The sequence below is a fragment of the Bacteroides sp. 4_1_36 genome (assembly GCF_003466325.1).
GTDB lineage: Bacteria > Bacteroidota > Bacteroidia > Bacteroidales > Bacteroidaceae > Bacteroides > Bacteroides uniformis.
In genome coordinates, this window is sequence record NZ_QSOX01000002.1 from 130,858 (window position 1) to 143,271 (window position 12,414).

Consider the following 12,414-nt stretch of genomic DNA (forward strand, 5'->3'; position numbering starts at 1 on the left):
TAATGGAAATACATATAGGAGACCGTATCGCAGACATTACCCTGGTGGGTAAGGAAGGGAATAAGGTACAACTTACCATTGACGGAAAGCCCTACGAAGTGGACATTGTGATGGCAGAGAACGGAAGTTGCTCCATCCTGCACAACGGAAACTCGTTCAACGCAGGCCTTGTGCGCGGCGAGGGCGGCAAGAGTTATGACATCAGCATGCTCCAGCGTTCCTTTCATGTGGACATCGTGGACACGCAAGCCAAGTATCTGCACATGAAGAAAGGAGCCGACGAGAAGCAGGGCGACAAGATTCTGGCGCCGATGCCGGGCAAGGTAGTGAGCATCCCCGTCAAGGTGGGCGACCGACTGGCTGCCGGAGACATTGCCGTGGTGCTGGAAGCCATGAAGATGCAGAGTAACTATAAGGTAAATGCCGACTGCATCGTCCGCAACATCCTCGTGGGCGAGGGCGAACCGGTAAATGCCAACCAAGTATTGATTGAATTGGAGTTGATAAAGGAGGAATAATCCCGAGTCGCATTCAGTCCGTATATTATAAATCACTAAATTGTAAATGCAAATATGAACAGAGAAGAAATATACCGCCAGTTTGAGGAACTGGATAAACGTGCCTCGCTGGGTGGGGGCGTAGACAAGATAGAGAAACAACACGCCTCCGGCCGCATGACTGCCCGCGAACGTATTGACATGCTGCTGGACAAAGGCTCGTTCAATGAGCTGGACAAGTTCGTGAACCACCGTTGCACCAACTTCGGCATGGAGAAGAAACAGATTGCCGGAGACGGCATGGTGTCCGGTTACGGAAAGATAGACGGCCGCCTTGTATTTGTCTATGCCTACGACTTCACGGCGCATGGCGGTTCGCTCAGCGAGACGAATGCCGCAAAGATTGTAAAGGTGCAGCAGCTTGCCCTGAAGAACGGTGCTCCCGTCATTGCCCTCAACGATTCGGGCGGCGCACGCATCCAGGAAGGTGTGAACAGCTTGGCAGGCTATGCCTCCATCTTCTATCAGAACACCATTGCGTCGGGTGTCATTCCGCAGATATCCGCTATTCTGGGTCCGTGTGCCGGTGGGGCATGCTACTCTCCGGCGCTTACCGACTTTATCTTCATGGTAAAGGAGCAGAGCCACATGTTTATCACCGGTCCGGACGTGGTAAAGACCGTGACCCACGAGGAGGTGGACAAGGAGGAACTGGGCGGTGCCTATACGCATAGCAGCAAGAGCGGCGTTACCCACTTCATGTGCAATACGGAGGAGGAGACACTGATGAGCATCCGCGAGCTGCTGAGCTTCCTGCCGTCCAACAATATGGAGGATGCTCCCTTCACTCCCTGCTCCGACGATATCCATCGCCGGGTAGAGGCGCTTCAGACCGTCATTCCTGAGGACCCGAACATGCCCTATGACATCAAGGATATTATAGAACCGGTGCTGGACAACCAGTACTTCTTCGAAGTGATGCCTCACTTTGCCAAGAACGTCGTTATCGGTTTCGGTCGTCTGAACGGGCGTTCGGTAGGTATCGTGGCAAACCAACCTGCCTATTTGGCGGGTGTGCTCGATATTGATGCCAGCGACAAGGCGGCACGTTTCATTCGTTTCTGCGACTGCTTCAACATCCCGCTGATAACCTTCGAAGATGTTCCTGGCTTCTTGCCCGGAACGATGCAGGAGCACAACGGCATCATCCGCCACGGCGCCAAGATTGTCTATGCCTATGCCGAGGCCACCGTGCCCAAGATAACGCTGATTACCCGCAAGGCATACGGCGGCGCCTACATCGTGATGTCCAGCAAGCCGACGGGTGCCGACGTGAACCTGGCTTATCCGCAGGCGGAAATTGCCGTGATGGGTGCCGAGGGTGCAGTGAACATCCTCTACCGCAAGTCCTCTGCCGAAGAGAAGCAGGAGATTATCAAGGAGTACGAAAGCAAGTTCTCCAACCCTTACCGCGCCGCCGAGCGTGGCCTCATAGACGAGGTCATCATGCCGCGCGATACCCGCTACAAGCTGGTGCAGGCATTGGAGATGGCGCACAACAAGAATCAGAGCAATCCACCGAAAAAGCACGGCAACATGCCTTTATAATAGTAGTTATTTTTTATGTGTGAAATGCGTATCCCCGGAGAAGTGATTTCTGTGGGGATACACTTTTTAAATAGAGAATTAAGAATTAAACAATAAGGCTGAAAAGTAAAAACTAAAGATAGAAACTATGGAACTATTAAGAAACCTCTTTGAGGGTTATCCCAATCTTTGGGGCGGAGGAGTGGCACACTCTGTCCTGATTCTGTCCCTGGTCATCACCTTCGGTATCATGCTGGGCAAGTTGAAGGTGGCGGGTATCTCGCTGGGTGTCACCTGGATTTTGTTTGTGGGCATTGTCTTCGGACATTTCGACATGAACCTCGACGAACATCTGCTGCACTTCCTGAAGGAGTTCGGCTTGATACTGTTTGTCTATTCCATCGGTCTGCAAGTGGGACCGGGATTCTTCTCCGCTTTCAAGAAGGGCGGACTTACGCTGAACATGGTAGCAATGCTTTCTGTCTTCCTCAGCGTGGTTATCACCATTGTGTTGCACTTTGCCACCGGAATCCCCATTACTACGATGGTGGGTATCTTGTCCGGAGCCGTGACCAATACCCCCGGTCTGGGTGCTGCCCAGCAGGCAAACAGTGACCTCAACGGGGTGGATGCTCCGGAAATCGCACTCGGATATGCCGTTGCCTATCCGCTGGGTGTGGTGGGCTGCATCTTGGCGCTGCTTGCCTTGAAGTTCTTCATGCGGATTAATACCCAAAAAGAAGAGGAGGATGCCGAGCACGGGCTGGGTCATCTGCAGGAGCTGACCGTGCGTCCCATATCGGTAGAGATACGCAATGAGGCAATAGACGGCAAGCGGATCAGAGATGTGAAACCATTGTTGAACCGTGCGTTTGTCATCTCCCGCATCCGGCACACCGGCAGTCAGGAAACAGAACTGGCGAATGCCGATACGGTGCTGCACATGCAGGATGAAATTCTGTTCATTGCCAACCCGAAAGATGTGGAGGCCATTGTTGCCTTCTTCGGAAGAAAAATTTCGGTGGAGTGGGAACGGGAGGACAAGAACTTGATTTCACGCCGCATCCTCATCACCAAGCCGGAACTGAACGGCAAGTCTCTGTCTCAGCTCAAGATACGTAACAACTTCGGTGCCTGCATCACCCGTATCAACCGTTCGGGCGTGGATCTGGTGGCAACTCCCCACTTGCAGTTGCAGATGGGAGACCGTGTGACGATTGTAGGCAGTGAGCTTGCCGTGAGTCATGCGGAGAAGGTGCTGGGTAACTCGCTGAAGCGTCTCAACCATCCCAACTTGATTCCTATCTTCCTGGGTATTGCCCTGGGATGTATCTTGGGCAGTCTGCCGTTCATGTTCCCCGGCATTCCCCAACCCGTGAAACTGGGACTGGCCGGTGGACCGTTGGTGGTTTCCATCCTCATCAGCCGTTTCGGGCCTCAATATAAGCTGATAACCTACACGACGATGAGTGCCAATCTGATGATACGCGAAATCGGTATCGCCTTGTTCCTGGCCTGCGTGGGGTTGGGTGCAGGAAAGGGATTCATCGATACCATTATCTACGAAGGCGGCTATGTGTGGATTGGCTATGGGGCCATCATCACGGTCGTTCCGTTGCTGGTGACAGGATTCATGGGGCGCTATTTCTGGAAGCTGAACTACTATACGCTGATAGGTGTGCTGTCCGGAGCTAACACCAATCCGCCTGCATTGGCCTATTCCTCGGACTTGACATCCTGCGATGCCCCTGCGGTGGGATACGCCACAGTCTATCCGCTGGCTATGTTCCTGCGGGTGCTGACGGCTCAGTTGCTGATACTGGCGTTGGCGTAGTTTCACCATAGATAATCTATGGTACATAGGTTGATTTGATAACAAGTAATGTAAAGGGAGCTAACAAGTAATGTTAGGCTGCTTTACATTACTTGTTATTTTTGTTTGTAGTATTCCTCCGCTTGTGCCAGTGTCTCCGGTTTGCCGATGTCGAACCAGCGGAATCCTTGCAGCGGATAGCCTTGTATATGCACCTTTGTGCAGGCGGACAAGTAGAAAGGAATGATGGAGAACTTGCCGTCCCACTGCCCATCGTCCATCAGGTGGAAGAGGGAGGGGGAGATGATGTGGATACCTCCGAAGGCGAGTTCCCGGTACTTCGTTTCCCGGTAGTCGAAGCCTGCCGGTTTCACCTCTCCGGTGGACTTGTTTATCCAGCCGTGCAGGTGGTAGTCGTCGTCAAAAAGGAGATAGCGGGAAGTCTTGCGCTCGCTCACAAGCAGGGTAGACTCCGCATCGCTCTCCAGATGGTGGCGGTAGAGACCTGCAAGGTCAATGTCCGTCAGAATATCCGCGTTGTGCACCAGGAAAGGTTCTTGTCCGTCCAGAAAGGGGCGTGCCTTTTTGATGCCTCCTCCGGTGTCGAGCAGCATGCCGCGTTCGTCGCTGATGTGAATCTCCGTGCCGAAGTTGTCGTGGGCACGGAGGAAGTCGATAATCTGCTCCCCGAAGTGGTGGATATTGACCGTTATCTCGTTGAATCCTGCTTCCTTCAACCGCAGTATCACCCGTTCCAGCATGGGTTTTCCTGCTACGGGAACGAGGGCCTTGGGCATGTGGTCCGTCAAGGGGCGCAACCGGGTGCCCAGGCCGGCGGCGAAAATCATGGCTTTCATATTGGCATATTCTCACATTAGCACATTAAACTTTGGCCTTAAACGTCTGTTCAATATTCTGTTCTCTATGTATCAGGTTCACTTGCACGCCGAACTTCTTGTGCAGATGTTCCGCCAGGTGTTGTGCCGAGTACACGGAGCGGTGCTGTCCGCCGGTGCAGCCGAAGCAGACAGACAGATTGGTGAAGCCGCGTTCCATGTAGCGCTTCACGGAAGCGTCGACAAGGGCGTAGGCATGCTCCAGGAATACGGCTATCTCGCCGTCGTCTTCCAGGAAGCGGATAACGGGTTCGTCCAGTCCCGTGAAGGGTTTGTAACGCTCGTACTTGCCGGGGTTGTTCACAGCGCGGCAGTCAAAGACGAAACCTCCTCCGTTGCCCGTGGAATCTTCGGGGATACCTTTTTTGTAGGCAAAGCTGGTGACTTTCACCACGAGGCGGCGCTTTTGCAGGTCGTCTGTAAACTGTTTCAGCTCGGTGAGTTCGCGCAGAATCCGGCAGAGGTAGGGATATTCGGGATAAGGCTCTTGGAGCAGCTGGCGCAGGTTCTCGATGGCGAAGGGGACACTTTGTATGAAGTGGGGCTTCTTCTCGAAGTAACCGCGGAAACCATAGGCACCCAGCACCTGCATGGTGCGGAACAATACGAAGTGGCGAAGCTGGGCATAGAAATAAGCCTCGTCCACGGGCTGGTACTTGCGCAAGGCGTCGATGTATTCCTTCAGCAACTCTTGGCGCAGGCTGTCGGGATAGTTTGCTTTGGCCTGCCACAAGAAGGAGGCAACGTCGTAGTAGACCGGACCTTTGCGTCCGCCCTGGAAGTCGATGAGCCACGGTTCGCCGTCCTTTATCATGACGTTACGGCTCTGGAAGTCGCGGTACATGAAGGTGGCGGAGCTGCTACGGAGCAACACGTCTGCCATCTTCTGGAAGTCGTCTTCCAGCCGGTCTTCCTGGAAGTCCATTCCCGTAGCCTTGAGGAAGCAGTATTTAAAGTAGTTCAAGTCCCACAGAATGCTGCGGCTATTGAACTCTGCCTGCGGGTAGCAGTAGGAGAAGTCCATGCCGTCGGCTCCGGCAAACTGTACGGCAGGCAGCAGACGGATGGTCTTGCGCAGTAACTGCTTCTCATCCTCGCCGAATACGCTGGTCTTGCGGCCTTTTTCGATGGCATTGAATAGGAGCGAGTCGCCCAGGTCTTCTTGCAGATAATAGATATCATCTTCGGAGCGGATGAACACTTGCGGTACGGGCAGCCCTTTCTGTCGGAAATGTTCTGCCATGTAGAGGAAGGCGCGGTTCTCCTCCACAGACTCTCCGCTGACGCCGATAAGTGTAGGACTTCCGATGAGGCGGAAGTAACGGCGGTTGGAGCCGGAGGAGGGGAGTTCGTCAATCTGTTCCGGTTCGTGTCCGGTATGTGCGATGTAGAGTTTCTTAAGTTCTTCGGTTATCATGGTGGTATGTTTTATTTTTGCAGCTAAGATAAAACTTTTGTCGGAGATATGCTTACCTTTGCAGGAGGAAAATATTTAATTTGATAGCTTCATAATGGATTCCATTCCTCAGTTTCTCATAGCCGCCCCTACATCGGGCAGTGGAAAGACCACCGTCAGTCGTGGACTGATGGCATTGTTTGTGAAGAAAGGTCTGAAGGTGCAGCCTTTCAAGTGCGGTCCCGATTATATAGATACTAAGTATCACGAGGCGGTATGCGGCCGTCCTTCCATCAATCTGGATACTTTCATGGCATCTCCGGAGCATGTCCGCAGTCTGTATGCACGCTATTCGGCAGATGCTGATGTTGCCGTGGTCGAGGGGATGATGGGGATGTACGACGGGTACGACCGCGACCGGGGCTCGTCGGCAGAAGTGGCACGGCTCTTGGGTATTCCTGTGGTGCTGGTGGTCGATGCCAAGTCGGCTGCCTATTCCATGGCTCCTTTGTTGTCGGGGTTCATCAATTTCCGTCCGGATATACGTATTGCGGGAGTTATCTTCAATCGTGTCGGCTCACCCCACCACTACCGGATGCTGCAGGAGGTCTGTGAAGACTTGAACGTGACTTGTCTGGGCTATCTGCCCAAGCAGAAGGAACTGGAGCAGGAGTCACGCCATCTGGGGCTGGATTTCAGCCGTTCTAAGGAGACGGAGGGGCTGGACATGCTGGCAGGCTTGCTGGAGGAACATGTGGACTGGGAACTGCTGCTCTCGACAATCGGGCTTCCATTGCCTGCGGCGGCTGTGGAGGAGAAGTCGGTACTATCAGAGCCGGGGAAGCTACATATCTCGGTAGCGCGCAACGAAGAGTCCTTTTCCTTCCTCTATGCGGAGCATCTGGATATTCTGCGCCGTATGGGCACGGTCACTTTCTTCAATCCGGAGCAAGACCGGGCTATTCCGCAAGAGACGGATTTGCTCTATCTGCCCGGCGGCTATCCCGAGAACCGTCTGGAGGAACTTGCCGGGGCAAGGCTTGCCAGGGAGTCTATCCGCAGCTATATAGAGGCCGGTGGCAGGACGCTGGCAGAATGCGGGGGGATGATATATCTTTCGCAGTCCGTTCTTTCTGATGGGGATACGGACGGGGGAAGTATTAATACCGATGGAAGAAGCACCGGGAACAGTGTAAGCAATGTCGGAAATGAGATGGTGGGAGTATTACCTTTCAGCATCACGAACGAGCGTAAACGCAGGAAACTGACATTGGGATACCGTCGGTTCGACTATAACGGATGGCGGCTTAAAGGACACGAATTCCATTATACGCAGCTTGCTGTGCCCGAAGCTGGTGGAAAAGAAAGTGGTGCGTACAGTCTTACTCCCTCGATAGTGCAGGTTTTCAATGCCAGAGGAGAGAAGGTCGCTACTCCCATTTTTCGTTATAAGAACCTGATTGCCAGCTATACACATCTGTATTGGGGCGAGATGGATGTGATGTCTTTGTTCGGTGGAGCCTAATCTTGTAAAACATCTTTTGAATCTGCTGGACTTTCCTTCTTTTTCCTTTCATGTTTTGCTTGAAAAGTCCCGGTATTTCTGCATATTTATATTCCAAATTTGTTTGTATCTTTGCGATAGAGAAAAGGTCTACGGGCTGTGAGGGAGTCCCCTTTACAATCCGGGCTATAGTAGCTGATTTTGAAGAGTTATCCCATGCAGGAAAGTCCTCTACACGTACCTCTGTAAAGGATGAACATCTTAAAATGGAGTTTGTCGATGGTGATTCGATTGGTGTTTTTGCCATAAAGGACGGTGCTATAATGGATGATATTGATAATGCCAAATTGGTTTACAATAGGTCAAGCGGCAGTTGGAATCCGGTGGGAAATGGTACACTTTATTGGTATGATGGAGTGAGTTATGTCGCATACTATCCATATAGGAGGAATATCACAATAGATGTCTCAAAGGGTATGGACGGAGCTATTGCCTCACTGACCGGGAATGAAAAACTGCAACCTTCGAAAGACCAGTCCACAACAGAAAAGCATATTGTCAGCGACTTGTTGATTGCCACCGGCGTACCTGCTATTGACAATTCTTCCGGAATAATCTTGAGCTTGCAGTTTCAACACCAGTTTGCATTGCTTGTGTTGCAACCGCAAGTATACGTAGGTTGTTTTGCTCCTGAAAAGGCAGGCTTTGTTTACCATATGGAATCGAGGGTTTTAGGAACAGACTCGGTAGCTATTAATGTGAGTCTGAATGGTATTACTCCATATCAGATAGATTCTTTGAAATATTGTGCCATTGTTCCGCCACAAGCAAATGCACGGGTTACCGGAAACTATACGACTACCAATGGAAGAGATGATACGAATATAAAGATAAATTATTCGGGCAGCTCCATCACTCTTGTTTCTGGAAAATGCTATACTCTGAAAGTTATCAGTCCCGTACCCGGTAAAGGAAGTATAGAAAGAAAGCTTTATCCCGGGGATTTTATCTTTCAGAACGAAATCGATAGAAGAATAGAGGTACATCCAGGAAATGGAATGTTGGAAGAAGATGGGAAAATCTATGATTATAAAAATGCTATCGGAATGGTAATTACTTGCGATCCGAAAAGGATGACAGACAAGAAGTGCAATGAAAAGGGATGGAATCATGCCTATGTGATGATGTTGGATAGTTTGAAAGAAGGGAATTGGGGACCGGTGGATTTAATCGAAGTGGGTATTGACACAATATCAATAGCTGATGTAAAGTCAAAGCATGATTTTAGTAGAATCAAGAATAACATGAATGGCTACTCTGAAACTTTACAGATGCTGGCAAATCATGAGGGTGATGCATCTTTTGTAAGCGACTGTCGTGCTTTTTATCTGGTGAAAACTTACAATAACAGCAATAAGGTACCGGATGGGATTGAACGCAGTCCGTGGTTTCTGCCAAGTATAGGGCAATGGTTTGATATGTTGGTGAATATTTGTGGAAGATCTCCGGAAAACTTCCAACACAATACCGGTAATGGTTTACAAGATGAAAAGTGGGGACAGGAAACGTTAGATAAATTAGAAGGACAGTTATCCAAAGTTGGTAAATCGTTACCGCAGTTTAACGTGAACTACAGACTTGGTTTCAGTTGCAGTTCTCAATATGATAAAGATAGAAGCTGGATGCTTCTCTGGCATATTGATGATCCCTTATATAAGTGGGAAAGGGTTTGCTTACAAGGATATAATAAGACTTCTGCATGGCATGTCCGGCCGTTTTTTGCATTTTAATCATTCCTTGATTAAAAATAGTCCTAATCTAAGTTTGAATTCATTATGAAAAAGTCCGGATAGCGCATTGATATTTTATGTAATTTCGTTTGTGTTCTCGAAATAGTGGAGTATCTTTGTTTTCATTTAAATATATTATGATTATGAAACTGAATACTTATCGCTTGTCTTCTTTGGAAGACCCTACTGATGAACAACTGCATGCTTTGATGGAACAAGTGGCTGTTGCGGCCCGTGAAAGTTCTCGCAAGGCAAAAAGAGAATTGGAGCGGAGAATGCAAGAGGTGAGAGAAAAATTGAAAGCATATAGAGCTAAAAATGTAAGTGATATATCCATGTGATGAACGAAAAAAATCCGACACTTTGTATAGTAGCTGGTCCGAATGGTTCGGGTAAAACTTCTACGACAGTGCAACTGCTTCATAATGAATGGGCAGAAAATAGCCTTTACATTAATCCTGATAATATAGCGCAAGAACAATATGGTGATTGGAATTCTCCCGTTGCAGTATTGAAGGCAGCAGAATTGGCGACTAAAATGCGTTATGAGTGTTTAAGGAAAAGGCAAGATTTTGTATTTGAAACAGTCTTTTCCTCAGACGAAAAACTTGCATTTGTTGAAGAAGCAAAAAAAGCAGGATTTTTTATTCGCATTTTTTTTGTCTGTACAAATAATCCTGAGATAAATGTACGGCGTATTACACAGCGCTATTTGAATGGAGGGCATGAAGTTCCCATTTCCAAAATTATTTCCCGTTATTATAAATCGTTATTGAATATAGGCAAAGCAATATCCTTGGTTGATAGGGTATATGTCTACGATAATTCAATAGAAAATCAAATTCCTCGATTATTGTTCCGCACTGTAAACGGGACCCTCTTCAAACAATATGTAGAGGAAATCCCGCAGTGGGCACAGTTCCTTATCAAATAGAGAATGAAAAGAGTCTATACCAAAACTGGAGACAAAGGAACAACAGGTATTCATGGTGGCATGCGCGTGCCGAAAGACGATATCCGTATCGAGGCAAACGGATGTCTTGATGAATTGAATGCCGTGATTGGTATCGTGCGCTCCATGCTGGCGGCAAAAGATGCCTGGCAGGAGTTGCTGCATGCTGTCCAGCGGGAACTGATGGTGGTGATGAGCCATGTGGCCACTCCCTCGGGAGTGGTGAACCCTAATCCGCTTTCTGCCGCAGAGCTCACGCTGCGCTGTGAGCAGGAGATGGATGCCATGACCGTCCTGCTGACGGACAACGGCTACTTCCTTTTGCCTGGTGGCACTCCCATATCAGCCCAACTGCAGTTTGCCCGTACCGTGGCCCGCCGTGCCGAACGCCGTTTGTGGACACTCCATCGCCAAGACCCCGTGAACGAGGATATTCTGCGCTTCATCAACCGCCTTTCGGACTTGTTCTTCGTCATGGCCCGCATGGAGATGCAGCGGCAGGACTGGCCGGAGGAGAAATGGCAAGAGTTTGCCTACAAAAGGAAAAGACAGTAAGCACTTATCGCTAACCGCCGGGAAGCTGTTTTCAGCATAGGGGTTCTATTTGCTGTCCGAGCCTTAAATCATACAGACATGCCCGTACTTCCGCTTCGCTGCCGATATGCTTTCCTGCATCGTCGGACAGCTTCACGCATTCGCGCCATTCCTGGTTGACGTTCATCTTGCATTGCGTCAGTTTCATTACGATGTTGGAGGGCTTGAATCCGGTATCATTCGTCAGATTGGTGCCGATGCCGAAGGAGCAGCGGATTTTGCCCCTGCAATGCTCCTGGATGTCGAGTGCCTTGCCAAAATCGAGCGCATTGCTGAAGACGATGGTTTTAGTGGTAGGGTCGATACCCAGTTCGCGGTAGCGGGCAACGAGCTTGTCGGTGAAATCGAATTCATCGCCGGAGTCGCAGCGTACACCGTCGAATAGTTTGGCCTGCTTGCGGCTCAGGTTACTTAAGAAAATGCCGGAGGTATAGGTATCGGACAGTGCGATGCCCAAGTCACCGTCGTACACGTTCACCCAGTTTTCCAAGGCCATGTAGTTGGCGTGTTTGTAGCCGAACTGTGCGCCGTGGAACATGAACCATTCATGCGGATGCGTCCCCATAGGCTTCATGCCGTATTTCATGGCGAAGTGGCAGTTGGAAGTCCCGGTACAGTATTCGGCGGTTTCCTTCAGACGGTCTATGACTTTGTCCTGTACCTCGAACGAGAAGCGTCTCCGGGTGCCGAACTCCGAAAAATACAGCTGGTGTCGGTTGGAGAGTGCCACCTTTTCGGACAGTTTGCAGAGTATGCCGTCCATGTCGGCCACGTTTCCCAAAGAACGGTTCTTTATTTCGGATACGATGGAAAGCAGGGGGACTTCGTAAAGGGTGGCCTTGTACAGATAGTCCGTGATTTCAATGTTCAGGTGCCGGTCCTCGTCCAGATGGATGCTTACCTTCTCCGGCTGGAAGCGGAAGGAGGAGAGCCACTCCCAATAGACCCTCGGCAGGAAACGGCAGTGGCGGGTCATGTATTCCAGCTCTTCGGCAGTAAGTACGGTCTGTGCCAGGCTGTCCACCGCCTCTTGCAGTTCCTTCAGAAACGTGTCCGTATAGGCGGTGTCGTCTCTGTCCTTGAAGCTGAAAGTGCCCATGGCATAGGGAAACAATTTGATGTAGGCATACGAGGTGGTGAATTTGTAAAGGTCTGTATCGAGTATGGTATGAATCATGGCAAAATATTCTTTAGTTATGATGTTCGATTTTGGGGATGAAGATAGTGAAAATTTCTTATTTGACCAGCCTCTATCTGTTAACAACGGCATATTCCTATTAAACCATGTTATAAATGAGACCGTCATGGACAGAAATTTTGGATATTTCGGGGAAGTCCGTACATTTGCAATGTGTTTTTCATAGTATTAGATTTAAGGTTAACAA

The 12,414-nt window shown here is 49.8% G+C and carries 11 protein-coding genes; 8 read left to right on the forward strand and 3 right to left on the reverse strand.

The window, feature by feature from the left end; translation table 11 throughout:
- The first annotated feature begins 2 nt into the window (after positions 1–2).
- From DXD65_RS03360 to DXD65_RS03370, 3 genes are all read left to right on the forward strand, one after another.
- Complete coding sequence (locus DXD65_RS03360) at positions 3–518, forward strand: biotin/lipoyl-containing protein (RefSeq protein WP_005829357.1); 516 nt, start codon at positions 3–5, stop codon at positions 516–518.
- A 54-nt stretch (positions 519–572) separates the two neighbouring features.
- Positions 573–2,105, forward strand: a complete 1,533-nt coding sequence (locus DXD65_RS03365; RefSeq protein WP_005829355.1) for an acyl-CoA carboxylase subunit beta — start codon at positions 573–575, stop codon at positions 2,103–2,105.
- A gap of 127 nt (positions 2,106–2,232) precedes the next feature.
- Positions 2,233–3,918 carry a putative transporter gene (locus DXD65_RS03370; protein WP_008663430.1) on the forward strand — a complete coding sequence of 562 codons (1,686 nt, stop codon included), beginning with the start codon at positions 2,233–2,235 and terminating at the stop codon, positions 3,916–3,918.
- Between the two features lie 95 nt (positions 3,919–4,013).
- Here DXD65_RS03370 and DXD65_RS03375 read toward each other — a convergent pair whose 3' ends face one another.
- A complete protein-coding gene (locus tag DXD65_RS03375) occupies positions 4,014–4,754 on the reverse strand; it encodes a nucleotidyltransferase family protein (protein WP_057252485.1) in 741 nt (246 codons plus the stop codon).
- 25 nt (positions 4,755–4,779) lie between these two features.
- Positions 4,780–6,210: a phosphotransferase gene (locus DXD65_RS03380; protein WP_008663434.1), complete on the reverse strand. Its 1,431-nt coding sequence runs from the start codon at positions 6,208–6,210 to the stop codon at positions 4,780–4,782.
- A 94-nt stretch (positions 6,211–6,304) separates the two neighbouring features.
- Between DXD65_RS03380 and DXD65_RS03385 the strand changes: the two genes are divergently transcribed.
- The 5 genes from DXD65_RS03385 (at position 6,305) to DXD65_RS03405 (ending at position 10,990) form a co-directional block, all read left to right on the forward strand.
- Complete coding sequence (locus tag DXD65_RS03385) at positions 6,305–7,714, forward strand: cobyrinate a,c-diamide synthase (RefSeq protein WP_117887341.1); 1,410 nt, start codon at positions 6,305–6,307, stop codon at positions 7,712–7,714.
- Positions 7,715–7,764: 50 nt separating this feature from the next.
- Positions 7,765–9,483 carry a fimbrillin family protein gene (locus tag DXD65_RS03390; RefSeq protein ID WP_035448418.1) on the forward strand — a complete coding sequence of 573 codons (1,719 nt, stop codon included), beginning with the start codon at positions 7,765–7,767 and terminating at the stop codon, positions 9,481–9,483.
- Between the two features lie 143 nt (positions 9,484–9,626).
- Positions 9,627–9,824, forward strand: coding sequence for a hypothetical protein (locus DXD65_RS03395; RefSeq protein WP_005836934.1), 198 nt, complete (start codon positions 9,627–9,629; stop codon positions 9,822–9,824).
- Entirely contained in the window at positions 9,824–10,417 is a 594-nt protein-coding gene (locus tag DXD65_RS03400; RefSeq protein WP_005829300.1) for a zeta toxin family protein, read from the forward strand. Before DXD65_RS03395 ends, DXD65_RS03400 begins: the two co-directional genes overlap by 1 nt.
- A 3-nt stretch (positions 10,418–10,420) precedes the next feature.
- Positions 10,421–10,990 (forward strand): cob(I)yrinic acid a,c-diamide adenosyltransferase, encoded by a 570-nt coding sequence (locus tag DXD65_RS03405; protein WP_035448420.1) that lies wholly within the window; start codon positions 10,421–10,423, stop codon positions 10,988–10,990.
- A 31-nt stretch (positions 10,991–11,021) separates the two neighbouring features.
- On the opposite strand, the gene pncB is transcribed toward DXD65_RS03405, so the two are convergent.
- Entirely contained in the window at positions 11,022–12,206 is a 1,185-nt protein-coding gene (pncB, locus tag DXD65_RS03410; RefSeq protein ID WP_057252480.1) for a nicotinate phosphoribosyltransferase, read from the reverse strand.
- Positions 12,207–12,414: the final 208 nt, after the last annotated feature.